Genomic DNA, 25,198 nt, shown 5'->3' with positions numbered 1-25,198 from the left:
CCGACGTCGTTGTCGGGGCGGCCGGGTATCCAGCTAACGGCGGTCTGCGGGGGTTACACGACGGCCAGCGGGAGCATGTTGGGGATAACCGGGGACGGCAGGTCGGACGAGCCGGTCAGGTAGCGGTCCACGGCGTTGGCCACCGAGCGGCCCTCCGCGATCGCCCAGACGACCAGGGACGCGCCGCGGTGGGCGTCACCGCAGACGAACACGCCGGGCGACTGGGTCTGCCAGTCCGAGCCGCACGAGATCGTGCCGCGCGAGGTGAGCTGGATGCCCAGCCCGTCCAGCAGCGGCATGTGCTCGACGCCCTCGAAGCCGATGGCCAGCAGCACCAGGTCCGCCGGCAGCACCTCGACCTCCTCGGACGTCGGCACGACCTGTCGCCGACCGGAAGCGTCCTTCTCCACCCGCACCTTGCGCAACTGGATCTGGCGCACGTGCCCGTCGTCGTCGCCGACGAACTTCTCCACCGCGACCGCGAACTTCCGCTCCCCTGCCTCCTCGTGCGCGGGGTAGGTGCGCAGGATCCACGGCCACGTCGGCCACGGCGAGCGCGCGTCGTCCCGAGTGGACGGTGGCATCGGGTACTGGTCCAGCTGCAGCACCGAAGCCGCGCCCTGCCGGGACGCCGTGCCGTAGCAGTCGGCACCGGTGTCACCGCCGCCGATGATCACGACGTGCTTGCCCGCCGCGTCGATCTCCGCCGGCCCGTCGCCCTCGCACGCCCGGTTGGCGGGCACGAGGTGCTCCATCGCCAGGTGGATGCCCTGCAGCGAACGCCCCGGCGTGGTCGTGTCGTCACGGCCGCGCAGGGCACCGACCGCGAGCACCACCGCGTCGAACTGGGCCCGCAGCTCCTCGACGGTGAGGTCCACGCCGACCTCGCAGCCGGTGACGAACTTCGTGCCCTCCTTGCGCAGCTGCGCGAGCCGCCGGTCGAGGACCTTCTTCTCCATCTTGAACTCGGGGATGCCGTAGCGGAGCAGCCCGCCGAGCCGGTCGTCGCGCTCGAACACGGTGACCTCGTGCCCGGCCCTGGTGAGCTGCTGCGCCGCCGCCAACCCCGCCGGGCCGGAACCGACGACCGCGACCTTGCGGCCCGACGACACGTGCGCCTGCACGGGCGGCACGAGCCCCTGTTCCCACGACACGTCGGCGATGGCCTGCTCGACCCGCTTGATCGCGACCGGACCGCCCGCGTCGTGGCTGATCGACAGCACGCACGCCGCCTCGCACGGCGCGGGGCACAGCCGGCCGGTGAACTCGGGGAAGTTGTTCGTCGCGTGCAGCCGGTCCGAAGCGATCTCCCAGTCGCCGCGGCGCACCAGGTCGTTCCACTCGGGGATCAGGTTGCCCAGCGGGCACCCGGCCGACCCGGAGTGGCAGAACGGGATGCCGCAGTCCATGCACCGCGTGGCCTGCGTGCGCACCTCCGCGTCCCGCTGCTCGGCGGGGACGTCGGCGTACACCTCGTTCCAGTCGCTGAGCCGCTCGGCGGCGGGCCGCTTCTTCGGCTCGGAGCGGGAGTGCTTGAGGAAACCGTACGGGTCAGCCACGGGAGGCCTCCATGATCGCCTGGTCGACGTCCCTGCCTTCCGCGCGGGCGAGCCTCATCGCTTCGAGCACGCGCTGGTAGTCACCGGGCATGACCTTGGTGAACGACGCGGAACGCCGGGGCCAGTCGCCGAGCAGCGAGGCGGCCACCGCCGATCCGGTGAGCTTGTGGTGCTTCTCCACCACTTCGCGCAGCCAGCGCAGGTCTTCGGCGCCGGGCCGCTGGAGCTCGACCATGGCGGTGTTGACCGCGGCCGGGTCGAGTTCCAGCACGTACGCGATGCCGCCGGACATGCCCGCGGCGAGGTTGCGGCCGGTCGGCCCGAGCACCACGGCCCGGCCGCCGGTCATGTACTCGAACGCGTGGTCGCCCACGCCCTCGGCCACGGCCAGCGCGCCCGAGTTGCGCACGCAGAACCGCTCGCCGACCCGTCCGCGCAGGAAGATCTCGCCGGACGTGGCGCCGTAGCCGATCACGTTGCCCGCGATGACCTGCCGCTCGGCCGCGAACGGCGCGTCCGGGTGCGGTCGCACGACGATCCGGCCGCCGGACAGGCCCTTGCCGACGTAGTCGTTGGCGTCGCCGATCATCTCCAGCGTGATGCCGCGCGGGATGAACGCGCCCAGCGACTGGCCGGCCGAGCCGGTGAACGTCACGTGGATCGTGTCGTCGGGCAGGCCGTCACCGCCGAACCGGCGCGTGACCTCCGCACCGAGCAGCGTGCCGACGGTGCGGTTGACGTTGCGCAGCGGCAGTTCCAGCCGGACGGGGCGGGCGTCGTTGAGCGCCGCGTCGGCGAGCTGGAGCAGCGTGCGGTCCAACGCCTGCGCCAGGCCGTGGTCCTGCTCGCGGACCTTGCGCTTGGCCGTGCGGTAGGGCGTCTCGGGCACCTCGAACACCGGCGTCAGGTCGAGCCCGGCCGCCTTCCAGTGCTCGATCGCCTCGTCGGTCTTGAGCAGCTCGGCGTGGCCCACGGCCTCGTCGATGGTGCGGAAACCCAGTGACGCCAGCAGTTCCCGGACTTCCTGCGCCACGAAGTGGAAGAAGTTGACCACGTGGTCGGCCTGGCCGGTGAAGCGCTTGCGCAGCTCGGGGTTCTGCGTGGCGATGCCGACCGGACAGGTGTCCAGGTGGCAGACGCGCATCATGATGCAGCCCTCGACGATCAGCGGCGCGGTCGCGAAGCCGAACTCCTCCGCGCCCAGCAGCGCGGCCACCACCACGTCGCGGCCGGTGCGCATGGCGCCGTCGACCTGCACGGTGATCCGGTCGCGCAAACCGTTGAGCAGCAACGTCTGCTGGGTCTCGGCCAGGCCGATCTCCCACGGCGTGCCCGCGTGCTTGAGCGAGTTCAGCGGTGACGCGCCGGTGCCGCCGTCGTGGCCGGAGATCAGCACCACGTCCGCGTGTGCCTTCGCCACGCCCGCCGCGACTGTGCCGACGCCGACCTCGCTGACCAGCTTCACGTGCACGCGGGCCTGCTCGTTGGCGTTCTTCAGGTCGTGGATCAGCTGCGCCAGGTCCTCGATCGAGTAGATGTCGTGGTGCGGCGGCGGGGAGATCAGGCCGACGCCCGGCGTCGAGTGCCGGGTCCGCGCGATCCACGGGTACACCTTGTAGCCGGGCAGCTGGCCGCCCTCGCCGGGCTTCGCGCCCTGCGCCATCTTGATCTGGATGTCGCTGGCGTTGACCAGGTACTCGGACGTGACGCCGAACCGGCCGGACGCGACCTGCTTGACCGCGCTGCGCCGCTCCGGGTCGTACAGGCGCTCCGGGTCCTCGCCGCCCTCGCCGCTGTTGGACCGGCCGCCGAGCCGGTTCATCGCGATGGCCAGCGTCTCGTGCGCCTCAGCCGAGATCGACCCGTAGGACATGGCGCCGGTGTTGAACCGCTTGACGATCGAGGACACCGGCTCGACCTCGTCGATCGGGATCGGCGTGCGACCCTCGGTGCGGAACTCGAACAGGCCGCGCAGCAGGCCGCCCTGGCGGGCCAGCCGCTCCACTTCGTCGGTGTAGCGCCGGTAGACGTCCTCCCGCCCGGTCTTGGTGGCGTGCTGGAGCAGGAACACCGACTCGGGCGTGAACAGGTGCAGCTCGCCCTCGCGGCGGTAGGCGTACTCGCCGCCCACCTCCAGCCGGCGGTGCACCCGGTCGGTCGGGTTGTCGGGGTGGGCACGGCGGTGCCGCAGCGCCACCTCCTCCGCCAGCACGTCCAGGCCCGCGCCGCCGAGCTTGGACACCGTGCCGGTGAAGTACTCGTCCAGCAGCTCGGAGGACAGGCCGACCGCCTCGAACACCTGCGCCGCCGTGTACGCGCCGACGGTCGAGATGCCCATCTTCGACATGATCTTCAACGTGCCCTTGACCAGGGCCGTCACGTAGTTGCGGATCGCCTTGCGCGGCTCGATACCGGTGATCGCGCCCTGCGCGATCATGTCCTCGATCGTCTCGAACGCCAGGTACGGGTTCACCGCGGCGGCGCCGTAGCTCAGCAGCGCGGCGATGTGGTGCACCTCGCGGGCGTCACCGGTCTCCACGACCAGCGCCACGCGCAGCCGCTCCTTGGTGCGCACCAGGTGGTGGTGCACGGCGGAGACCAGCAGCAGCGACGGGATCGGCGCCATCCGGTGGTCGGAGTCGCGGTCGGACAGCACCAGCGTGCGGGCGCCGTTCGCGATCGCCTCGGACGCCTCCCGGCGGACCCGCTCGACCGCCGCCGCCAGCGCCGCGCCGCCACCATCCACTTCGTACAGTCCGGACAGGACGGTGCAGGCGAACCCGGGCAGGTCGCCGTCGTCATTGATGTGGATGAGCTTGGCCAGCTCGTCGTTGTCGATCACCGGGTAGGTCAGCTTGATGTGCCGGCAGCTGACCGGGCCCGGCTCCAGCAGGTTCTGCTCCGGGCCCATCACCCGGGACACGCTGGTGACGATCTCCTCGCGGATCGCGTCCAGCGGCGGGTTCGTGACCTGGGCGAAGTTCTGCACGAAGTAGTCGTAGAGCAGCCGGGAGCGCTGCGAGAGCGCCGCCACCGGCGTGTCGGTGCCCATCGAGCCCAGCGGCTCGGCGCCCGCGGTGGACATCGGGGCGAGCAGGATCCGCAGCTCTTCCTCGGTGTAGCCGAACGTGAGCTGGCGGCGCACCACCGACTCGTGGCTCTGCACCACGTGCTCGCGGTCGGCCAGGTCGGCCAGCTCCAGCAGGCCCGCGTGCAGCCACTCGTCGTAGGGCAGCTCGTCGGCGAGCTTCGCCTTGACCTCGTCGTCCTCGACCAGGCGGCCCTCGACGGTGTCGACCAGGAACATCCTGCCGGGCTGCAGGCGACCCTTGGCCACGACCTGGTCGGCCGGGACGTCCAGCACACCGGTCTCCGAGGCCAGCACCACGCGGCCGTCCGCGGTCTGCCACCAGCGGGCCGGGCGCAGGCCGTTGCGGTCCAGCACCGCGCCGACCAGCGAACCGTCGGTGAACGTGACGCACGCCGGGCCGTCCCACGGCTCCATCAGGCTCGCGTGGAACTCGTAGAACGCGCGGCGCTTCGGGTCCATCGAGGTGTGGTTCTCCCACGCCTCCGGGATCATCATCAGCACCGCGTGCGGCAGGCTCCGGCCGCCCAGGTGCAGCAGCTCCAGCACCTCGTCGAAGCTCGCCGAGTCCGAGCCCTCCGGGTGGCAGATCGGGAACAGCCTGGTCAGGTCGCCCGGGATCAGGTCGGACGCGAGCAGCGCCTCCCGGGCCCGCATCCGGTTGCGGTTGCCGCGGACCGTGTTGATCTCACCGTTGTGGGCGACGTACCGGAACGGGTGCGCCAGCGGCCACGACGGGAACGTGTTGGTGGAGAAGCGCGAGTGGACCAGGGCGATCGCGCTGGCCAGCCGCTCGTCGCGCAGGTCGGGGAAGAACGCGGGCAGCTGGCCCGTGGTCAACATGCCCTTGTAGACGATCGTCCGCGACGACAGCGACGGGAAGTACGTGCCGACGTCCGCCGCCGCGCTCTCGTGCTCGACCCGCTTGCGCAGGGCGAACGTGAGGCGGTCCAGCTCGACGTCACGCCTGCCGGTCTCGCCCCGGACCAGCAGCATCGCGAAGTGCGGCATCACCGACCGGGCGGTCGGGCCGACACCCGCGTGGTCGGGCGCCGTGGGCACGTCGCGCCAGCCCAGGACCTCCAGGCCCTCCTCGGCGGCGATCCGCTCGGCCAGCTCGACGGCCTTCGCGCGCGGCTCCTCGTCGGCGGGCAGGAACGCGATGCCCGCCGCGTACGCGCCCGGCTCGGGCAGCTCGAAGTCCAGCACGTCGCGCAGGAACGCGTCGGGCAGCTGCAGCAGGATCCCGGCGCCGTCGCCGCTGGTCGGCTCGGCGCCCGCGGCGCCCCGGTGTTCCAGGTTGGCCAGCGCGGTGAGCGCGTCGACGACGATGTCGTGCGAGCGCCGGCCCATGATGTCGGCGACCATCGCCACACCGCAAGCGTCACGTTCCGCGGTGGGGTCGTAGAGCCCCTGCGGGGACGGGATGGCGGAGAAGATCACTGCGCAGACCTCCTTCGTCGTCCTTGGTGAAAGAACGAGTCCTCGTGTCCAGGTCCTGGAATCCGGGTGCTGGGCACGGGACGACGATGGCCCGCGTGTTGACGCGACTTTAACAGTCGCGAAACCGAACCACACCATCCTTCGGGTGATCTTGGCCGGCGACGCGTAACGATTCGGCCCGTTCGAGCGATACCCGGGCCGGTTTGTTTACGCGTTGGTAAGCATAACGGAGGGCCGCCCGCCACGCGCGCCGGTGAGAGCCGGCCAACACGCCCCGGCAGGCCCCGGTTGTGATCGAAACCGCAGGTGAGCCCCCGTGCCGTCGCCTGGTGGGGCGACGACGCCGGGGGCTCGGGCACGACGTCTCAGCGGGTGCCCGCACCAACGGGTTCACGGTCCGTGACGTCTTCGTCACCGTGCTGGCGTTCCATGAGGGCGTCCACGTCCACCTGAGACGGGTTGTCCATCACTTCGCGCAACCGCTCGCGGTCCAACTGGCCCTGCCACCGCGCCACCACCAGGGTGCCGACGCCGTTGCCGATGACGTTGGTGATGGCCCGCGCCTCGGACATGAACCGGTCGATGCCCACGATCAGCGCGATGCCGACCGCCGGGATCGCACTGTTGCCCTCGAACGCGCTCAGCGACGCCGCCAGCGTGACCAGGCCCGCGCCCGTCACGCCCGCCGCGCCCTTGCTGGCCAGCAGCATGAACAGCAGCAGCCCGACCTGGGTGCCCAGACCCACCTCGACACCCGTGGCCTGGGCGATGAAGATCGCGCCCATGGTCAGGTAGATGCACGTGCCGTCCAGGTTGAACGAGTAGCCGGTCGGGATCGTGAGGCCCACCACCGACTTGTCGGCGCCCGCCGCCTCCAGCTTCACCAGCATCCGCGGCAGCACCGTCTCCGAGGACGACGTGCCGAGCACGATCAGCAGTTCGTCCTTGATGTACCGGAGGAACTTGAAGATCGAGAACCCCGCGTACAGCGCCACCCCGCCCAGCACCACCAGGATGAACAGCAGGCACGTCGCGTAGAACGAGCCCATCAGCCAGGCCAGCTTGCCCAGGATCGAGCCGCCGAACTTGCCGATCGTGTAGGCGATGCCGCCGAACGCGCCGATCGGCGCCGCGTACATGACGATCTTGATGACGCCGAACATCACCTTCGCCGTGGTGTCCAGGGCGGACACCACCTTCTCGCCGCGCTTGCCCATGCCCGCCACGGCCACCGCGACCAGGATCGCGATGAGCAGCACCTGGATCAGCTGGCCGTCGGTGAACGCGCCGAGGAACGACTTCGGCACCAGGCCGAGGATGAAGCCCGTGACGCCCGTCTCGGCGGTCTCCGCCTCGGCCAGTGTCTTGTCCGCCGCGCCGTCGCTGATCGGGACGGACGCGCCGTGGTGGCCCGGCTGCACCAGGTTCACCACGAGCAGGCCGATCGCCAGCGCCACCGTCGTCATCGCGGTGAAGTACAGGATGGTCCGCAGCGCCAGGCCGCCCGCCTTGGCCAGGTTGCCCAGGCCCGCGATGCCGACCACGACGGTGCAGAAGATCGTCGGCGCGATGACCACCTTCACCAGCGCGATGAAGAAGTCCGCCATCCACTTCATGCCCGACGCCTGCGCCGGGAAGGCGTAGCCGACGATCACGCCCAGCACGATCGACACCAGCACCCAGAAGTAGAGGTGCTTGTAGATCGGTTTGCGCTCACGTGTCTGCGCGCTGACCACGTCTCCTCCAAGGGGACCGATGGGAGTTGACTGGTGATCCTGAGCACAGCCCGCGACCGCGACAAGGAGGACGCCGGAAACTTCAGATCCCTCTGACGTAACGCTGGTGTTCACCTCGTCCGGCGGGGTTACGCTGCTGTTCGTGCGGGTGTCCCGACGTTCGGTGCTGCGAGCCGCCGGCTTGGCGGCCGTGCCCGCCGGTGCCGCCGGGTGCACGTCGAGCAGCCTGCCGGTGATCGACGAACTGGTCCTCGCGACCGGCCCGGACGGTGCCGTGTTCCGCGAGGTCGGCGGCGCGCTGGCAGCGGCGCTGGCCGACGAGCTGCCGTCGACCCGGGTGGTGGAGCGCCACACCGGCGCGTCGGTGGAGAACGTCCGCCTGCTGCGCTCGGGCGAGGTCCACCTCGGACTGTCCAGTTTGGATCCCCTGGTCGACGGCACGGTGCTCAGCGCCGAGGATCCCGGTGGCATCAGCGCCGTCGGCCGGCTCTACGACAGCTTCATGCAGATCGCCGTGCCCGCCGGCTCACCGCTGCGGACGTTGTCGGACCTGGCCGGTCGCACCGTCTCGTTCGGCCCGTCCGAGTCCGGCACGGAGTTCACCGCTACCCGCCTGCTGTCCTTGCTGGGCATCGACGTCGACGCGCGCCGCATGGCCCACGCCGACGCGGCCGAACAACTGGTGACCGGCGAACTGGACGCGGTCCTGGCGCTGACCGGCATCCCCACGCCCGCCATCACCGACACCCTCCGCGCGTTCCCCCTGCGCCTGCTGGACCTGCCCGCCGAGGCGGAAGCCCTGGCCGAGGCCTACCCGGGCCCGTACGTGCCGGCGACCATCCCGGCCACGACCTACGGCGACCTGGGCCCGTGCCGCACGTTCGCCGTGCCGAACCTGCTGCTGGCCAGGACCTCGCTCGACGCGGACGTGGTCGAGGTCGTCACCCGGACCGTGTTCACCCAGTCGGCCAGGATCGCCGCCGGCCACCCCGAGGCCAGCCGCATCAACGTGCGGACGGGCATCGCCACCGGCCAGGCCCCCCTGCACCAGGGCGCCGAGCGCTGGTTCCGCGCCACCAAGCGCTAGGTCGGTGATCGGGACGGCTCAGGTGGCGAGGCGGACGACGGCGTCCAGGCCGTGCGGCTCGGCGGGGCACAGGTCGAGCTCACCGCCGGCCGACTCGATCAGCTCGGCGCAGATCGCCAGCCCCAGACCGGTGCCCGCGATGTTCTGGTGACGTGGCGCGCGCCAGAACCGGCTCACGGCCTCGGCCCGCTCGTCGTCCGTCAGGCCCGTGCCGTTGTCGGTGACATGGAGTTCGACGTGGCCGTCAGTGGTCCTGCCCCACACCTTCACGTGCGTGCCACCGGAGAGCCGGATGGCGTTGCCGACGAGCTCGTCCAGGACGCTGCCCAGGCCGCCGGGCGGTGCCAAGGCCCGCAGGCCGGGTGGCACGGCGACTTCGAGGCGCAGGTCCCCCGCCAGGGCACGCCAGCCGGGCACGTGGGTGGCGAGCAGGTTGTCCACGTCGACCGGTTCGGCGGCGGAGGCGCTGTCGAGCCGGGTGGCGGCCAGCAGGGTGTCCAGGACGCGGCCCATCTCCTCGGCCTCGTCGACCGCTATGCGCTGCGCCTCGCGGCCCGCGTCGCCGGTGACGTGGGGCGCCAGGTTGTCGACCGCGAGGCGGAGGCTGGCCAGCGGGTTGCGCAGCTGGTGGGAGGCGTCGGCGACGAACGCGCGTTGCCGGCGCAGCGCCCGGCCGACCACGTCGACCATCGCGTTGAAGCTGGCGGCGAGCCTGCGCAGCTCCGGGGGCCCGCCGAACTCGTCCGCGCGGGCGTCGAGCCGGCCACCCGCCACGGCGGCGGTCGCCTCGTCCAGGGTGCGGACCGGGCGCAGCACCCAGCGCGACATCGGCCACGCGATCGCCACCACGCCGAGCATCGGGACCAGGCCGATCAGCGCCAGGACGCCCCACTGGCGCAGGATCGCGGACCGCAGGCCGTCGGTCGGGGAGATCGTCACGACCGCGGCCACCACTTCGCTGTCCCGGCCCACCGGTTCGACCACGACGAGGTCCACCTCCTCCCACGGCCACACCGACTGGTCGGTCTCGCCTCGGTAGCCGCCGAACGCCGCCTCCAGGCCCACCTCGACGTTCGGGTCGGTCAGCGGGAACGGCCGGCGCGACGATTCCAGCACCGTGCCGTCGGTACCGACCAGGGCGGCCGAGATGCCGTAGAGCCGGTCGTAGCGGACCAGTTCCTCGCGCAACGCCGTCAGGCGGTCCGACGCCAGGGCGTTCTCGGCCAGCGACGCGAACCGGCTCGCGTCACCCAACCGGTCGAGGTAGGTCTCCTGGCTCTCCCGCTGCACGACGGCGAACGCGAGCGGCACCCCTAGGGCCGCGACGAGGGCGACCAGCAGCGGCACGATGAGGACCAGCAGGCGGCGCAGCACGCGGAGGCAACCTCCTGGGGGTGACGTGCGTCATGTCGTCTGCGGGCCGTGCGGCCCGCGGGAGGGGGAATGAGCATGCTACGCAAGGTTGCGGCGTTACTCGCCGCGGTGACGGCGTTCGCGGTGGTGGCGCCGGTGGCGGCGTCGGCCGCGCCGGTCGTCTGCACGCCCGTCGACTGGGGGTCGGGCGCCAAGTACGCGTCCCAGACCACGACCGCGTTGCTGACGAACATCCGGGCCGGCAGGCAGGAGTGCTACGACCGGCTCGTGTTCGACTTCACCGGCACGAACGACGGCTACACCGTGCAGTACGTGCCCGAGGTGACGCACGAGGGGTCGGGCAAGCCGGTGCCGTTGCGCGGCGGCGGCAAGCTGCAGATCACGGTCAACTCGCCGGCCTACGACCAGGACGGCAACCCGACCTACACCTACCCGAACGGGTCTGAGCTGGTCGACGTCACCGGCTACCAGACGTTCCGGCAGGTCGCGTGGGCCGGGTCGTTCGAGGGGCAGACGACGGTCGGGCTGGGCGTGCGCGCCCTGCTGCCGTTCCGGGTGTTCACGCTGAGCAACCGGGTCGTGGTGGACGTCGCCCACGTGTGGTGACACCGGTCAGGTGTGGGCTGCCACCCGGTAGCCCACACCCCGGATCGTCTCGATGCGCAACGCGTCGCCGAGCTTGCCCCGCAGGGCGGCGATGTGGGTGTCGAGGGTGCGTGACGGCGCCTCCCAGTGCGCCTGCCACACCTGGTCCACGATCAGGTCACGGCTCACGACGGTGCCCGCGCGGCCGACCAGCAGGGCGAGCAGGTCGAACTCCTTGCGGGTCAGCGGCACCGGTTCGCCGTCGACCCTGGCCTCCCGGCCGGCCGGGTCCAGGGTCAACGGGCCGAGGGTGATCTCCTGCTCGCGTTCGGCGGCACGGGCCGCGCGGGTGCGGCGGAGCACGGCTTCGATGCGGGCCAGCAGCTCGGCCGTGCCGAACGGCTTCACCACGTAGTCGTCCGCGCCGAGCCGCAGGCCCAGCACCCGTTCCCGCTCCTCGCCCCGGGCGGTGACGGTGATGATCGCGGTGCCGGTGCGGTGGCGGAGTTCGCGCAGCACGTCGAGGCCGTCACCGTCGGGCAGGCCGAGGTCGAGCAGCACGACGTCCGCCGGTGGTGCGGTCAGCGCCGCGGCGGCCGTGCCCACCCGGTGGACCTCGTAGCCGGTGTGCCGCAGCGCGGTCAGCAGCCCACGCGCCACCCGGTCGTCATCTTCGACGACGAGGATGCGCACGGCGTGCTACTGGCCCGACTTGTCGCCGGTGTCCGCGGGCTTGTCGGGTGCGGCCTTCGTGTCGGGGACGGTCGTCGCGTCGGCGTCGGCGTCCGGTGCTTCACTGCTCGCGTACCCGGACTCCGGCGGCTCGGTGGACGGCTCCTCGCGCACGATGACCTCGCGCTCGCCCCTCTTCGCGGCGAGCACGAAGTAGGCGATCGCGCCGAGGAACACCACGGCGGAGGTGATGACGTTGATCCGCAAGCCGAACACCTCGGTAGCGTAGTCGGTGCGCATCAGCTCGATCCAGAACCGGCCGGCCGTGTAGCCCGCGACGTACAGCGCGAACACGCGGCCGTGGCCGAGCCGGAACTTCCGGTCGGCCCACACGATGATCAGCGCGACGCCGAGGCACCACAGCAGTTCGTAGAGGAACGTCGGGTGCACGATCTCGATCGGCGTGTGGTCGACCGCCACGCCGCCGAGGTCGTCCTCGAAGCCGGTCTCCGGGTCTTCCCGCTTGTAGATCTCCAGGCCCCACGGCAGCGTGGTGGGACCGCCGTAGAGCTCCTGGTTGAAGTAGTTGCCGAGGCGGCCGACGGCTTGCGCGACGACGATGCCGGGCGCGAGCGCGTCCGCCATCGCGGGCAGCGGGATGCCCTTGCGCCGACACCCGATCCACGCGCCGACACCACCCAGGGCGATGGCACCCCAGATGCCGAGGCCGCCGTTCCAGATGGCCAGGGCTTCGAGCGGGTTGCGCCCCTCCCCGAAGTACTTGTCGTGGTCCGTCGCCACGTGGTAGAGCCGCCCGCCGACCAGGCCGAACGGGACCGCGAAGACGGCGATGTCGGTGACCTCGCCCTTCAACCCGCCACGCGCCACCCAGCGGCGCTCACCCCACCAGATGGCCAGGATGATGCCGAGGATGATGCACAGCGCGTAGGCGCGGATCGGGATCGGTCCCAGTTGCCACACGCCCTGGTCGGGGCTGGGGATCGTCGCGAGGTAAGTCGTCACCACGGCCCCCACCGTAGTGGGTGCGGCCGTTCGTCCTACGCCGACAGCTCGATTGTTACCGGGAAGGGTCGTTCGAGCTTCAGCACGCCGCCCCCGCTACGCGCGGATTCGACGTAGTCGACGCCGTCGAGCTCGAACAGGGTCGCGACGGGCTCGCCACCCCTCGGGTCGACCACCAGGTAGAACGGCACTCCGGCCTCGGCGTAGAGCTGCTTTTTGAGGGTGAGATCCTGCACGCGGGTGCTCGGCGAGAGCACCTCACCCGCCAACAGCAGGTCCTGCACCGGCAGCAGAAGACCTCGGAACCCTGCCCTGTTGACGGTGAAGTCCGGGATCAGCATCCGACCACCGGACAGGCCGACATTGAGCCCCGGCATCACCTCGTGGCCCGGCGGGCAGGCCGCCCGCAACGCGGCGTAGCAGTCCCCGACCAGCATCTGGTGCCTGCCCGTGCCGAGCGGGCTCACGAGGAGCGCTCCGTCGACGAGTTCGACTCGCTGCGACGGGTCTTCGGGCATCGCGAGGACTTCTTCGAGGGTCCACGGTCCGTTGTGGTGCCACGGCGGAGCCGGGTGACCGACATCGTGTTCGTAGTCCGCCGGCAGGGCCATGCGACATCACCTCCGGTGGCAGCCCGACGCACGCCAGTGTGGCACGCCGGGTCGTGGATGAGCTTGATCACGAGCCCAGGATGCCGACGCGCACCGACAACCTCGAGCCACAAGAGCCGCCGAACGGACTAGTTCACTCGAACGTGCGTGCTACACGGCTGCTGCCGCTTGGCGCACCCCACTGGCCAACTCCTCGGTCAGCGCTGCCACCGTGTCGTCCTGCACCGCCGACACGAACGCCGAACCCACGATCACACCGTCCGCGAACGCCGCCAGCTCCGCAGCCTGCGCCCCGTTGCGCACACCCAGCCCGACACCGATCGGCATGTCCGTGTGCTCACGCACCCGCTTGACCAGCGCGGGAGCGGCCGACGAGACGACGTCCCGCGCGCCCGTCACGCCCATCACCGACGTCGCGTAGAGGAACCCGCGCGACGAGCGGGACGTCAGGGAGATCCGCTCCTCCGTGGACGACGGCGCGACCAGGAAGATCCGGTCCAGGTCGTGCGCGTCCGTGGCCGCGATCCACTCGGCACCCTCGTCCGGCACGAGGTCGGGCGTGATGACGCCCAGCCCACCGGCCGCCGCCAGGTCACGCGCGAACCGGTCCACCCCGTAGGCCAGCACCGGGTTCCAGTACGTCATCACGACCGCATTTCCACCGGCCGCCGCCACCGACTCCACCACGCCGAACAGGTCACGCACCCGGAAGCCGCCGCGCAGCGCCTGCTCGGCCGCGCGCTGGATCGTCACACCGTCCATCACGGGGTCGGAGAACGGCAGGCCGACCTCCACCAGGTCGCACCCGGACGACACCATCGTCCGCAGCACGTCCTTCGACCCCTCGACCGTGGGGTAGCCGGCGGGCAGGTACCCGATCAGGGCCGCCCGCGACTCCGCCCGACAAGCCGAGAAAACCGGTTCAAGCCTGCTCACGACTCCACCCCCAGCCCGAACCACTTGATCGCGGTGTCCATGTCCTTGTCGCCGCGCCCGGACAGGTTCACCAGGATCAACCCCTCCGGCCCCAGCTCACGGCCCAGCACCAGGGCACCGGCCAGCGCGTGCGCCGACTCGACCGCCGGGATGATGCCCTCCTCGCGCGACAGCAGCGCGAACGCCTCCATCGCCTGGGCGTCGGTCACCGGCCGGTACTCGGCCCGCCCGCTGTCCTTCAGGAACGCGTGCTCGGGCCCGACGCCGGGGTAGTCCAGACCGGCCGAGATGGAGTGCGCCTCGGCGATCTGCCCGTCCTCGTCCTGCAGCACGTACGACATGGCGCCGTGCAGCGACCCGGGCGTGCCCGCGGTGAGCGTCGCGCCGTGCCGGTCGGTGTCGATGCCGTCGCCACCGGGCTCCAGGCCGACCAGCCGCACGGACGGGTCGTCGATGAAGCCGTGGAAGATGCCGATGGCGTTCGACCCGCCGCCCACGCACGCCGCCACCACGTCGGGCAGTCGGCCTGCCTTCTCCAGGATCTGCTCGCGCGCCTCGATGCCGATGATCCGGTGGAAGTCGCGCACGAGCACCGGGAACGGGTGCGGCCCGGCGGCCGTGCCGAGCAGGTAGTGCGTGTCCTCGACGTTGGCGACCCAGTCGCGCAGCGCCTCGTTGATGGCGTCCTTCAAGGTGCGCGAGCCGGTCTTGACCGGGATGACCTGTGCGCCGAGCAGCCGCATCCGGGCCACGTTGAGCGCCTGCCGCTCGGTGTCGACCTCGCCCATGTAGACGACGCAGTCCAGGCCCATCAGGGCGCAGGCGGTGGCCGTGGCCACGCCGTGCTGGCCCGCGCCGGTCTCGGCGATGACCCGCTTCTTGCCCATCCGCTTGGTCAGCAGCGCCTGGCCAAGCACGTTGTTGATCTTGTGCGAGCCGGTGTGGTTGAGGTCCTCGCGCTTGAGGAAGATCCGCGCACCGCCCGCGTGGGCGGCGAACTTCGGCGCTTCCGTGAGCAGCGACGGCCGCCCGGCGAAGTCGCGCAGCAACCGGGCGAACTCGTCCAAAAACTCGGGGTCGACCCGCGCCTTCTCGTAGAACGCGGCGAGCTCGTCCACCGCGGCGATGAGCGCTTCCGGCATGAACCGGCCGCCCCACGGCCCGAAGTGGCCCCGCTCGTCCGGGTCGTGGGGTGTCGGAGCCAACTGGCCGCGCGCCATGCGCTCTCCTCCTACCGGGTCTTACCGGCTCGGCCGGGGACACGCCGGGTGCGACCCCGCCGTCACCAGCTTGTTCACCGCGACCTTGGGGTCGCCGCTCGTCACCAGGCTCTCGCCGACCAGCACCGCGTCGGCACCCGCGCCCGCGTACGCCATCAGGTCACCCGGACCGGTGACACCGGACTCGGCGATCTTGATGGTGTCGAAGGGCAGGCCGGGCGCGATCCGCCCGAACACGTCCTTGTCCACTTCCAGCGTGTGCAGGTTGCGCGCGTTCACGCCGATGACGCTCGCGCCCGCCTCCAGCGCGCGGTCGGCCTCCTCGGCCGTGTGCACCTCGACCAGGGCCGTCATGCCCAGCGACTCGACCCGGTCCAGCAGCGACACCAGCGCGTTCTGCTCCAGCGCCGCCACGATCAGCAGCACCAGGTCGGCGCCGTGCAGGCGCGCCTCGTGCACCTGGTACGGGCTGACGATGAAGTCCTTGCGCAACAGGGGAACGCCCACCGCCGCGCGCACCGCGTCGAAGTCCTCCAGGGACCCGCCGAACCGGCGCTGCTCGGTCAGCACGCTGATCGCCCGCGCGCCGCCCAACTCGTACTGCACGGCGAGGTCCGCCGGTTCCGGGATCTCGGCCAGCTGCCCCTTGGACGGGCTGCGCCGCTTCACCTCGGCGATCACACCGACACCCGGCGAGCGCAGGATCGACATCACGTCCTGCGGTGGCGCCACCTTCGCCGCTTTCTCCCTGAGCACGTCGAAGGGCAGTGCCGCCTCGCGCGCGGCGAGGTCCTCGCGGACGCCTTCGATGATCGACTCGAGCACGGTCATCCGAGCACCTCGCTCGACTCCGTCAGACCTTCCGGTTCAGTCGCAAGCTCCCGCACGTCATGCTCCCCTTCCCGCCACGAGGATGCTAACCCCGCCGCGAACCCCGTCCGGCCACCGGGTGGGCCCGTTCCCCCTGATGACCAGGGCCCTTCACGAGCCGACGTGCGCAAACGTGCGCCGCCGGCGCGTCAGCGGCACGTCAGCGTGCCGTCAGTCCCGTTCCGTGGGATCGTCCCCGCGCTCCAGGGCGTTCCACAGCTCGCGCTCGGGATCGGCGGTCCGCTTGGCCGCGCCGGGCGTCTGGTAGCCGCCTCCCAGGCGCGGCATGGCCGAACCGCGCACCACGAGCAGCACGCCCGCCGCGACCACGAGCACCGCGCCCAGCAGCACCAGGCCGCGCCCGGTCAGCGGCCCGTCGGCGTCCACTGCTTGGAACGCCGACGCCACGCCCGCCAGCAGCACGACGACGCCGAGCACGCGCCGCACCCAGCCGCTCAACGCCACCACGGCGGCGATCGCGGCCAGGCACAGCAGCGCCAACGGGGTCAGCGCGGGCACCACGTCACCGCCGCTTCGGTCCGCCGAAGCGTCCCAGGACATCGCGGCGGCGCCCCACAACGCCACCGCGCCGAGCAGCAGCAGCGCCACCACGATCCACAGTGGACGTCGGGCGGCCGACCGCTCAGACACGGGCGGGGTCCACCGCCGGCGCCATGGTCTGCGCGGTCGCGATCGCCGACAGCACCGCACCCGCCTTGTTCAGGCACTCGTTGTCCTCGGCGACGGGGTCGGAGTCGGCCACGATGCCGCCGCCTGCTTGCACGTACGCCACGCCGTCGCGCACCAGGGCGGTCCGGATGGCGATCGCGGTGTCCGCGTCACCGGCGAAGTCCAGGTAGCCGACGACGCCGCCGTACAGGCCGCGCCGGGTCGGCTCCAGCTCCTCGATCAGCTCCATCGCGCGAGGCTTGGGCGCGCCGGACAGCGTTCCCGCGGGGAAGCACGCCGCCACCGCGTCGAACGCCGTCCTGCCCTCGGCCAGCTCGCCGCTGACCGTGGACACGATGTGCATGACGTGGCTGTACCGCTCGACCTTGAAGAAGTCGACCACGGTCACCGAACCGGGCTTGCACACCCGGCCCAGGTCGTTGCGGCCCAGGTCGACCAGCATCAGGTGCTCGGCGCGTTCCTTGTGGTCGGCCAGCAGGTCCTTCTCCAGCAGGGCGTCTTCCTCGTCGTCGACACCCCTCCACCGGGTGCCCGCGATCGGGTGAGTCGTGGCCTTGCCGTCGCGCACGGTCACCAACGACTCCGGGCTGCAGCCGACGATGTCGAAGTCGTCCAGCCGCAGCAGGTACATGTACGGGCTCGGGTTGGACGTGCGCAGCACGCGGTAGATGTCGAGCGGGTCAGCCGTGGTGCGCATCTCGAACCGCTGCGACAGCACGACCTGGAACGCCTCACCGGCGCGGATGGCCTCCTTGGCCTTCTCCACCACGGCGTAGTGCTCCTGCTGCGTGCGGCGGCGCACGAACTCCGGCTTGGGCCGGGCGAACACCGCGACCGTGGGCGGCGCCGGGCTCTGCAGGTCCTGCGTCATCGCGTCGAGCCGGGCCACCGCGTCGTCGTACGCGGCGTCGACCCGTTCCGGCGAGTCGTCCCAGTTGATGGCGTTGGCGATGAGCGTGACGGTGCCCTCGTGGTGGTCGAGCGCGGCCAGGTCGGTGGCCAGCAGCATCACCAGCTCCGGCACCTTCAGGTCGTCCTCGGCCAACGACGGCAGCCGTTCCAGCCGCCGCACGGCGTCGTAGCCGATGTAGCCGACCATCCCGCCGGTCAACGGCGGCAGGCCGGGCAGCGGGTCGGTGCGCAGCACCTCGATGGTCTCGCGCAGCGCCACCAGGGGGTCGCCGCCCTCGGGCAGGCCGACGGGGTGCGGCCCGAGCCAGAACGCCTCGCCGCCGGTCGCGGTCAACGCGCCCGCGCTGCGCGCGCCGACGAACGACCAGCGCGACCAGGAGCGGCCGTTCTCGGCCGACTCGAACAGGAACGTGCCCGGGCGGTCCGCCGCGAGCTTGCGGTACAGCCCGACGGGTGTCTCCGCGTCCGCCAGCAACCGCCGCACCACCGGGATGACCCGCCGCTGGGCGGCGAGCTCGCGGAACTCCTCGCGCGTCGGGCTGACCTCGCCCAGACCCGCACCTGCACCGATGACGCTCACCATGGCGACATTGTGCCGGTTGCACCTGTGCGGGCGTTGGCCGCATCCCAATTCAACGCACGTTGAAATACTGCCGGGCTTGCTCCATGATGATGGCGTGAACCCCGGCTCGGACCAAACCGAACCCAAGCGCCGCGGTCGACGGGCGGGCGGCGAGGACACCAAGGCCGCGCTGCTGACCGCCGCACGTGAGGTGTTCGTCGAACGCGGCTACGAGGGCGCCACCGTCCGGTCCATCGCGGCGCGGGCCGGTGTGGACGCGGCGATGGTCAACCACTGGTTCGGCGGCAAGGAAGGCCTGTTCGCCAAGGCCGTGCTCCAGGTGCCGGTCGACCCGAACGAGCTGGTCGAACGCCTCCTCGACGGCCCGGACGAGGAGATCGGCGAACGGATCGTGCGCAACTTCATCGGCATCTGGGACCCCATCGGCGGCGGCCAGTTCGCCGCGATGGTGCGCAGCGTGACCGCCCAGAGCCAGGTCGCCGACGTGCTGCGCGGCTTCTTCGTGCAGACGTTGATCAAGCGGGTCGTCATGCACCTGGGCGTGTCCGACCCGGAGCTGCGCGCGACCCTGGTGGCCAGCCAGATCTTCGGCATGGGCATGGTGCGGTACGTGGTGCGGTTCGAGCCGTTCGCCTCGGCGGACGTGGAGACCATGGTCAAGGCCATCGCGCCCAACCTGCAGCGCTACCTGACCGGCGACCTGGCCTGAGCCGCGTCAGTCCTCGGGCGGCAGCAGCACGGTCGCGTCGAAGCAGGTCGCGTCGCCGGTGTGGCAGGCGGCGCCGACCTGGTCCACGACCAGCAGCACCGTGTCGCCGTCGCAGTCCAGCCGCACCTCGTGCACGTACTGCGTGTGCCCGGACGTCTCGCCCTTCACCCACTGCTGCTGCCGGCTGCGCGAGTAGTACGTGGCGCGGCGGGTGGTGAGCGTGCGGTGCAGGGCCTCGTCGTCCATCCAGGCGACCATCAGCACCTCACCGGTGCCGCGCCGCTGCACCACCGCGCACACGAGGCCGTCGGCGGTGCGCTTGAGCCGTGCGGCGATGGACGGGTCGAGCGCGCTGGTCAACGCTGTCCTCCGAGGAAGTGGATCCGGGCGGGCTTGGTGTTGAGCATCACCACGGCGAAGATGTGCGCCGCCGAGAGCAGACCCGACAGCACGCGGATCCACACCGGCACCTGGTTGAGCACCGCGAGCAGGTGGATCAGCGCCACCAGTCCGAACACGAACGCGGCGGTGAGCCGGGCCGGGCGCGGGCCCGCCACCAGGCCGCCCACCGCGAGCAGCCCCAGCACCGCGACGATCAGCGGGAACCTGAACGCCACCGGGTCGTCGTGGACCTGCCACTGGATCAGGCCCATGAGCGCGAACACCAGGGCGCCCGCCGCGCCGATCAGGGTCGCGAGGAACACCTCGATGGGCCCGTTGCGCGGGTTCCGCATCAGCGCACCTCCACGCCCGCGTCGCGCAGGCTCCGCTTCACGTCACCGATGCGCAGCGTGCCGAAGTGGAACACGCTGGCCGCGAGCACGGCGTCCGCGCCCTCGGCCACGGCGGGCGGGAAGTGCTCGACCGCACCCGCGCCGCCGCTGGCGATCAGCGGCACGTCGACCACCTTCCGGGTGAGCCGGATCAGCTCCAGGTCGAACCCGGCCTTGGTGCCGTCGGCGTCCATGGAGTTCAGCAGGATCTCGCCGACGCCCAGCTCCTGGCCCCGCGCGGCCCACTCGACGGCGTCGATACCGGTGCCCTTGCGGCCACCGTGCGTGGTGACCTCGAACCCCGAAGGAGTGGGCTTCTCACCCTCGGGGACACGGCGTGCGTCGACCGACAGCACGATGCACTGGGCGCCGAAGCGGCGGGACAGCTCGCCCAGCAGCTCGGGGCGGGCGATGGCGGCCGTGTTCACGCTCACCTTGTCCGCGCCGGACCGCAGCAGCTTGTCCACGTCGTCCGCGCTGCGCACGCCGCCGCCCACGGTGAGCGGGATGAAGACCTGCTCGGCCGTGCGGCGGACCACGTCGAACGTGGTCTCGCGGTCGCTGGACGACGCGGTCACGTCGAGGAACGTCAGCTCGTCCGCGCCCTCCGCGTCGTAGGCCCTGGCCAGCTCGACCGGGTCGCCCGCGTCGACGAGGTTGGTGAAGTTCACACCTTTCACGACCCTGCCCCGGTCGACGTCCAGGCAGGGGATCACGCGCACCGCGACTGACATGGTCGAAAGCCTACGTGGACGCCCTGAGCGGCGGACTTCGGCGTGCCCGAGCGTTCAACTCGGAGGTCCTGAACGTAGGACACACGCGTTCTGAACGTAGGACACGCCGGTGTAAACGTTGGCTTCGTGACACTCGAAAGTGGGGTCCGAGGCCGTTGGAGGGCGACGTGGCGGCGAAAGTGTGCTTCACTTGTGGAGGTCGCAAGTTTTGTGTTCGTGTCATCCACGCTCGCGAAACATTGTTTGAGCGTGTGATTCCTCAGGGTCAGCGTTTGGACCGGCCTCAGCGGGTGCGTTCGCCCCGTTGGTAGCTGTATGAGGAGTACAAAGATGGCGCAGGGCACCGTGAAGTGGTTCAACTCGGAGAAGGGCTTCGGCTTCATCTCCCCCGAGGACGGTGGCGCGGACGTGTTCGTGCACTACTCGGAGATCCAGAGCGGCGGCTACCGCAGCCTGGAGGAGAACCAGCGGGTGAGCTTCGATGTCGGCCAGGGTGCCAAGGGCCCCCAGGCGACCAACGTGACGGTCATCTGACCTGGCGTTCTCGCGAAGAGCCCCGTTCCCCTCGTGGGAGCGGGGCTCTTCGGCGTCCGCGGGGCTAACGTTGCCGGACATGGACCTCGCAGCCGGCAAGTACCTGTTGTTGACCACCTTCCGCAAGGACGGCACCGCCGTGCCGACACCCGTCTGGGTCGTGGGCGGGAACGGCACGCTGTACGCGTGGTCCGCCGCCGGCGCGGGCAAGGTCAAGCGCATCCGCCGCAGCGGCGACGTCCAGGTCGGACCGTGCGACTTCCGCGGCAACCCCACCGGCGAGCAGGTCCCCGCCACCGCCCGGCTGCTCGACCGCGCGGGCAGCGACCGGGTCCGGTCCCTCATCGCCCGGAAGTACGGCGTCATGGGTCGGGTCTCACTGCTCGGCAGCCGCCTGCGCCGCGGCCGCGACGGCTCGATCGGCATCGAGATCAAGCCCGCCTAGCGTCAACCGGAGGTTGACCCACCCGGCAGCGTCAACCTAGAGTTGACGGATGATCGCGCCGCCCGTCCAGCTGACAGACCTCATCGTCACCGTCGCGTCCGAACACCCGGACGTGCTCGGCAGGCTGGCCGCCGCCGTGGAGCTGAGCGGCCAGCTCGACGAGCTGGGCGACCACCTCATCGGCCACTTCGTGGACGAGGCGCGCCGCGCGGGCGCGAGCTGGACCGACATCGGCGCGAGCCTGGGCGTCACCAAACAGGCCGCGCAGAAGCGGTTCGTGCCCAAGGAGTCACCGGAGTTGAAGCCGAGCTTCGACCGCTACACCGAGCGGGCCAGGCGGGTCATCGTGCTGGCCCGCCACCACGCCCGGTTCAGCGAGCGCATCGGCACCGAGCACCTCCTGCTCGGCCTGCTGGACGAGTCCGGCGGCCTGGCCGCCAAGACGATCGCCAAGCTGGAGGCGGCGGAGGGCACCACGCGGATGGCGGTGCTCACCGAGCTGGACGGCGTGGTCCGGCCGCGGCCCCAGCCGCAGCCGTTCACCGCGCACTGCAAGAAGGCGCTGGAACTGGCCGTGCGGGCGTCACTGCGCCACGGCCACACGTTCGTCGGCACCGAGCACCTGCTGCTCGGCCTGCTCGCCGACGCGGAAGGCACCGCGGCCGAGGTCCTCGAACGCACGGGCGTCACCGAGGCGGCCGCGGAGGCCTACATCGTCCGGGAGATCCAGGACGCGATCAGTCGCGGACCGCGGCCAGCGCCTCAGGGAGCGTGAACGCGCCCGCGTAGAGCGCCTTGCCCACGATCGCGCCCTCGACGCCGTCACGGGACAACGCCGCCAGCGCGACCAGGTCGGCCACGCTGGACACACCGCCGGAGGCGATCACCGGCGCGTCCGTGCGCGCGCACACCTCGCGCAGCAGGTCCACGTTCGGGCCCTGGAGCGTGCCGTCCTTGCCCACGTCGGTCACCACGTAGCGGGAGCAGCCGTCGCGGTCGAGCCGCTCCAGCACCTCCCACAGGTCGCCGCCGTCCTTCGTCCAGCCGCGCGCGGCCACCCGGTGGCCCTGCTCGGTGATCCGCACGTCCAGGCCGACCGCGATCTTCTCGCCGTGCTCGGCGACGACCTTCGCGCACCACACCGGGTCCTCCAGCGCGGCCGTGCCCAGGTTCACCCGTGCGCAGCCGGTCGCGAGCGCGGCGGCCAGCGACTCGTCGTCGCGGATGCCGCCGGACAGCTCGACCTGGACGTCCAGCTCGCCGACCACGCGGGCCAGCAGCTCGCGGTTGCTGCCGCGGCCGAACGCGGCGTCGAGGTCGACCAGGTGCACCCACTCCGCACCGTCGCGCTGCCACGCGAGCGCGGCGTCCAGCGGGTCGCCGTAGTTGGTCTCGGTGCCGGCCTCGCCCTGCACGAGCCGAACGGCCAGGCCATCGGCCACATCAACAGCCGGGAGCAGCGTGAAAGTCACGCGTTCAGCCTAGTGGACGCTAGTCGACGCTCTTGAGCCAGTTCTCCAGCAGGTGCGCGCCCGCGTCACCGGACTTCTCCGGGTGGAACTGGGTCGCCCACAGCGGCCCGTTCTCCACGGCCGCGACGAACTCGTCACCGCCGTGCTCGGCCCACGTCACCAGCGGCGCCTTGAGCGTGTCCGACGCGTCCAGCTCCCACTTGCGCACGCCGTAGGAGTGCACGAAGTAGTAGCGGGTGTCCGCGTCGAGGCCCGCGAACAGCTCGGTGTCCTCGGGGGCGCGGACGGTGTTCCAGCCCATGTGCGGCACGACAGGTGCCTCCAGCCGCTCCACCGTGCCGGGCCACTCGCCGCAGCCCTCGGTGAGCACGCCGTGCTCGATGCCGCGCTCGAACAGGATCTGCATGCCGACGCAGATGCCCAGCACGGGACGCCCGCCCGCGAGCCGCCGGCCGATGAGCCGGCCGCCCTTGATCGCGTCCAACCCGGCCATGCACGCCGCGAACGCGCCGACACCGGGCACCACCAGGCCGTCGGCGTCGAGCGCGGCCCGATGGTCGGCGGTCACCTCCACGTCGGCGCCGACGCGCTGGAGCGCGCGCTCGGCGGAGCGGATGTTGCCGAATCCGTAGTCCAGCACAACGACCTTGGGCACGAAATCAGCCTACTAGGCCGTCCAGCCCATCAACGGATCAGGCAAGTCCGCCCTGCGTGACGGGAACCACCGGCAGGACGGTGTTGATCGGCAGGCCGGCGTGGTCGGGCAGGGCGGTCACCCACGTGTCCGCGCGGCCCTCGTCCACCAGGGACCGCACCTCGGCGACGTCGGCGGGCAGGTCCACGGGCTCGGGCCGGGCGTCCAGGCGCCACCACCGCAGCAGGCCGACCAGCTTGCGCGCCGAGCCCGTGGAACCCGCCCGCTCACCGTCGGTCCACACCTCGGCGGTGGGAGACCAGCGCAGCAGCAGCGCCGCCGCACCGGTCTCCCGGACCTGCTCGGCCAGTCGGAGCGCGGCCGGGAACCCGATTTGCCTGCGCGGCAGCAGCACCGTCCCGGACGTCACCGGGACCAGTGCCGCGGGGCCCGCGGCGGCGCGGTGCAGGTTCAGCTGCAGCTCCGCGGTCGGCGCGGGTGTCCAGATCAGGGTTCTCGGCACGCTCACAGGCACAGATCATGCCGCAGCGGCCGGGTGGCCGAACATCCGACGCACGGCCGCGGCGACGCCGAGCACGTCGAGGTCGTGCGCCGAATCGTGGTCCTCGGCCGTGCCGTAGGCCCGCAGCTCGGCGTCCCGCCGCACGCCCAACGACCGCAGCCGGTGCGGCACGTCCGCCAGCGCCTCGGCCGCCAGGTGCGCCGACGTGCCCTCCAGGTACGGCTCCACCAGCAGCACGTCGGCCCGCTCGGCGCGGTGCACTGCCGCCCGCAGCCCGGCCGCTCCCCCTTGCCGATCTCCGCCACCACGACCAACGGCCGGCCGGGGTGGTCCTGCGTGAACGCCGCGAACAGCGCGGCGTGATCTCTTCCATCCACTGTGGACGTCTGCCAGCCCTCGACCTCGAACCTCTTCGCCACCCCGCCGGGCCAGCCGTGCGTGCCGGAGGCGTTGTCCACCACCACCGCCACCAGGCGGTCCAGGCCGAGCCGCCCGGCCAGCGCGATCGCCTCGTGGTTGCTGCCCTCGTCCAGCTCCGCGTCGCCGACCAGCACGAACGTCCGCGCGGTGCGGCCCTGCAGGCGCAGGCCGATCGCGGTGCCGACGGCGATCGGCAGGCCGTGCCCGAGCGAGCCGCTGCTGATCTCCACGCCCTTGACCAGCGCGCGGTCCGGGTGCTGGCCCAACGGCGAGTCCCACGCCGTCCACGTGTCCAAAGTGGAGGGATCGAGGTAGCCCTTCGCGGCCAGCACGGCGTAGTACGCCATCGGGCCGTGCCCTTTGGACAGCAGGAACCGGTCGCGGTCCGGGTCGTCCACCCGGTCCGGCGAGACGTCCAGCACCCGGTCGTAGAGCACCCACAGCACGTCGAGCGTGGACGCCGCCGCCCACTCGTGCTTCTCGTCACCTGTCATCCGCCCGAACAACGCGGGGAGGTCCGCGTAGCCGGACTTGTCCTTGACCGTCATGACCTCACGAAACAACT

Annotated in this window: 24 protein-coding genes and 1 pseudogene; 6 read left to right on the top strand and 19 right to left on the bottom strand. The window is 71.4% G+C overall.

All coding sequences use genetic code 11. The features are described 5' to 3' along the window. Nucleotides 1-53 precede the first annotated feature (53 nt). The 3 genes from A6A25_RS40770 to dctA form a co-directional block, all read right to left on the bottom strand. Nucleotides 54-1,559 carry a glutamate synthase subunit beta gene (locus tag A6A25_RS40770; protein ID WP_073899770.1) on the bottom strand — a complete coding sequence of 502 codons (1,506 nt, stop codon included), beginning with the start codon at nt 1,557-1,559 and terminating at the stop codon, nt 54-56. Continuing rightward, nucleotides 1,552-6,090, bottom strand: coding sequence for a glutamate synthase large subunit (gene gltB, locus A6A25_RS40765; RefSeq protein WP_073899768.1), 4,539 nt, complete (start codon nt 6,088-6,090; stop codon nt 1,552-1,554). The genes A6A25_RS40770 and gltB overlap by 8 nt, the downstream gene beginning before the upstream one ends. 365 nt (nt 6,091-6,455) lie before the next feature. Next, on the bottom strand, nt 6,456-7,826 hold the full coding sequence (gene dctA / locus A6A25_RS40760; protein ID WP_073899766.1) for a C4-dicarboxylate transporter DctA: 1,371 nt from the start codon (nt 7,824-7,826) through the stop codon (nt 6,456-6,458). 142 nt (nt 7,827-7,968) lie between these two features. Between dctA and A6A25_RS40755 the strand changes: the two genes are divergently transcribed. Then, nucleotides 7,969-8,913 carry a TAXI family TRAP transporter solute-binding subunit gene (locus A6A25_RS40755; protein ID WP_241829184.1) on the top strand — a complete coding sequence of 315 codons (945 nt, stop codon included), beginning with the start codon at nt 7,969-7,971 and terminating at the stop codon, nt 8,911-8,913. Between the two features lie 18 nt (nt 8,914-8,931). Here the strand turns inward: A6A25_RS40755 and A6A25_RS40750 are convergent, their stop codons facing one another. Continuing rightward, the gene (locus tag A6A25_RS40750; protein ID WP_073899765.1) at nt 8,932-10,287 is read right to left on the bottom strand and encodes a sensor histidine kinase; all 1,356 of its coding nucleotides are present in this window, start codon (nt 10,285-10,287) and stop codon (nt 8,932-8,934) included. 75 nt (nt 10,288-10,362) lie between these two features. On the opposite strand from A6A25_RS40750, the gene A6A25_RS40745 reads away from it, so the two are divergent. Next, a complete protein-coding gene (locus tag A6A25_RS40745; protein WP_073899856.1) occupies nt 10,363-10,893 on the top strand; it encodes an AMIN-like domain-containing (lipo)protein in 531 nt (176 codons plus the stop codon). Nucleotides 10,894-10,899: 6 nt separating this feature from the next. Here the strand turns inward: A6A25_RS40745 and A6A25_RS40740 are convergent, their stop codons facing one another. The 8 genes from A6A25_RS40740 to A6A25_RS40705 form a co-directional block, all read right to left on the bottom strand. Beyond that, the gene (locus tag A6A25_RS40740; protein WP_073899763.1) at nt 10,900-11,565 is read right to left on the bottom strand and encodes a response regulator transcription factor; all 666 of its coding nucleotides are present in this window, start codon (nt 11,563-11,565) and stop codon (nt 10,900-10,902) included. Nucleotides 11,566-11,571: 6 nt separating this feature from the next. After that, nucleotides 11,572-12,567, bottom strand: a complete 996-nt coding sequence (lgt, locus tag A6A25_RS40735; RefSeq protein WP_073899855.1) for a prolipoprotein diacylglyceryl transferase — start codon at nt 12,565-12,567, stop codon at nt 11,572-11,574. 35 nt (nt 12,568-12,602) lie between these two features. Then, complete coding sequence (locus A6A25_RS40730; protein WP_073899761.1) at nt 12,603-13,178, bottom strand: Uma2 family endonuclease; 576 nt, start codon at nt 13,176-13,178, stop codon at nt 12,603-12,605. Nucleotides 13,179-13,328: 150 nt separating this feature from the next. Further along, nucleotides 13,329-14,114 carry a tryptophan synthase subunit alpha gene (trpA, locus tag A6A25_RS40725; protein WP_073899759.1) on the bottom strand — a complete coding sequence of 262 codons (786 nt, stop codon included), beginning with the start codon at nt 14,112-14,114 and terminating at the stop codon, nt 13,329-13,331. After that, a complete protein-coding gene (gene trpB, locus A6A25_RS40720; RefSeq protein ID WP_073899757.1) occupies nt 14,111-15,334 on the bottom strand; it encodes a tryptophan synthase subunit beta in 1,224 nt (407 codons plus the stop codon). The genes trpA and trpB overlap by 4 nt, the downstream gene beginning before the upstream one ends. A gap of 21 nt (nt 15,335-15,355) precedes the next feature. Continuing rightward, complete coding sequence (trpC, locus tag A6A25_RS40715) at nt 15,356-16,165, bottom strand: indole-3-glycerol phosphate synthase TrpC (protein ID WP_073899755.1); 810 nt, start codon at nt 16,163-16,165, stop codon at nt 15,356-15,358. A 210-nt stretch (nt 16,166-16,375) separates the two neighbouring features. Then, nucleotides 16,376-16,855: a Trp biosynthesis-associated membrane protein gene (locus tag A6A25_RS40710; protein WP_073899754.1), complete on the bottom strand. Its 480-nt coding sequence runs from the start codon at nt 16,853-16,855 to the stop codon at nt 16,376-16,378. After that, entirely contained in the window at nt 16,848-18,389 is a 1,542-nt protein-coding gene (locus A6A25_RS40705; RefSeq protein WP_073899752.1) for an anthranilate synthase component I, read from the bottom strand. The genes A6A25_RS40710 and A6A25_RS40705 overlap by 8 nt, the downstream gene beginning before the upstream one ends. Before the next feature lie 94 nt (nt 18,390-18,483). On the opposite strand from A6A25_RS40705, the gene A6A25_RS40700 reads away from it, so the two are divergent. Then, nucleotides 18,484-19,098, top strand: a complete 615-nt coding sequence (locus tag A6A25_RS40700) for a TetR/AcrR family transcriptional regulator (protein ID WP_073899750.1) — start codon at nt 18,484-18,486, stop codon at nt 19,096-19,098. Nucleotides 19,099-19,104: 6 nt separating this feature from the next. On the opposite strand, the gene hisI is transcribed toward A6A25_RS40700, so the two are convergent. From hisI to hisF, 3 genes are read right to left on the bottom strand one after another with little or no spacing between them, the layout of a single operon-like run. Further along, nucleotides 19,105-19,458: a phosphoribosyl-AMP cyclohydrolase gene (hisI, locus tag A6A25_RS40695; RefSeq protein WP_073899748.1), complete on the bottom strand. Its 354-nt coding sequence runs from the start codon at nt 19,456-19,458 to the stop codon at nt 19,105-19,107. Continuing rightward, nucleotides 19,455-19,832, bottom strand: a complete 378-nt coding sequence (locus A6A25_RS40690; protein WP_073899747.1) for a hypothetical protein — start codon at nt 19,830-19,832, stop codon at nt 19,455-19,457. The genes hisI and A6A25_RS40690 overlap by 4 nt, the downstream gene beginning before the upstream one ends. Further along, nucleotides 19,832-20,605: an imidazole glycerol phosphate synthase subunit HisF gene (gene hisF / locus A6A25_RS40685; protein WP_073899745.1), complete on the bottom strand. Its 774-nt coding sequence runs from the start codon at nt 20,603-20,605 to the stop codon at nt 19,832-19,834. Before hisF ends, A6A25_RS40690 begins: the two co-directional genes overlap by 1 nt. Before the next feature lie 330 nt (nt 20,606-20,935). On the opposite strand from hisF, the gene A6A25_RS40680 reads away from it, so the two are divergent. The 3 genes from A6A25_RS40680 (at nt 20,936) to A6A25_RS40670 (ending at nt 22,359) form a co-directional block, all read left to right on the top strand. After that, nucleotides 20,936-21,139, top strand: coding sequence for a cold-shock protein (locus tag A6A25_RS40680; protein ID WP_033437808.1), 204 nt, complete (start codon nt 20,936-20,938; stop codon nt 21,137-21,139). A 79-nt stretch (nt 21,140-21,218) separates the two neighbouring features. Beyond that, complete coding sequence (locus A6A25_RS40675; RefSeq protein ID WP_073899743.1) at nt 21,219-21,584, top strand: PPOX class F420-dependent oxidoreductase; 366 nt, start codon at nt 21,219-21,221, stop codon at nt 21,582-21,584. 49 nt (nt 21,585-21,633) lie between these two features. Then, a complete protein-coding gene (locus A6A25_RS40670; RefSeq protein WP_073899741.1) occupies nt 21,634-22,359 on the top strand; it encodes a Clp protease N-terminal domain-containing protein in 726 nt (241 codons plus the stop codon). On the opposite strand, the gene priA is transcribed toward A6A25_RS40670, so the two are convergent. From priA to A6A25_RS40645, 4 genes and pseudogenes are all read right to left on the bottom strand, one after another. Next, nucleotides 22,322-23,056 carry a bifunctional 1-(5-phosphoribosyl)-5-((5-phosphoribosylamino)methylideneamino)imidazole-4-carboxamide isomerase/phosphoribosylanthranilate isomerase PriA gene (gene priA, locus A6A25_RS40665; protein WP_073899739.1) on the bottom strand — a complete coding sequence of 245 codons (735 nt, stop codon included), beginning with the start codon at nt 23,054-23,056 and terminating at the stop codon, nt 22,322-22,324. The genes A6A25_RS40670 and priA overlap by 38 nt on opposite strands. A gap of 19 nt (nt 23,057-23,075) precedes the next feature. After that, nucleotides 23,076-23,711 carry an imidazole glycerol phosphate synthase subunit HisH gene (gene hisH / locus A6A25_RS40660; protein ID WP_073899737.1) on the bottom strand — a complete coding sequence of 212 codons (636 nt, stop codon included), beginning with the start codon at nt 23,709-23,711 and terminating at the stop codon, nt 23,076-23,078. Nucleotides 23,712-23,748: 37 nt separating this feature from the next. Further along, on the bottom strand, nt 23,749-24,219 hold the full coding sequence (locus A6A25_RS40655) for a hypothetical protein (protein ID WP_073899735.1): 471 nt from the start codon (nt 24,217-24,219) through the stop codon (nt 23,749-23,751). A gap of 287 nt (nt 24,220-24,506) precedes the next feature. Continuing rightward, a pseudogene (locus A6A25_RS40645) lies at nt 24,507-25,181 on the bottom strand (transketolase); the annotation flags it as partial. Nucleotides 25,182-25,198: the final 17 nt, after the last annotated feature.

The sequence above is a fragment of the Saccharothrix sp. CB00851 genome (assembly GCF_001905065.1).
Taxonomy (GTDB): Bacteria; Actinomycetota; Actinomycetes; order Mycobacteriales; family Pseudonocardiaceae; genus Actinosynnema.
The sequence above is the reverse complement of the archived record's forward strand: the minus strand, read 5'-3'. Positions and strand labels throughout refer to the sequence as shown.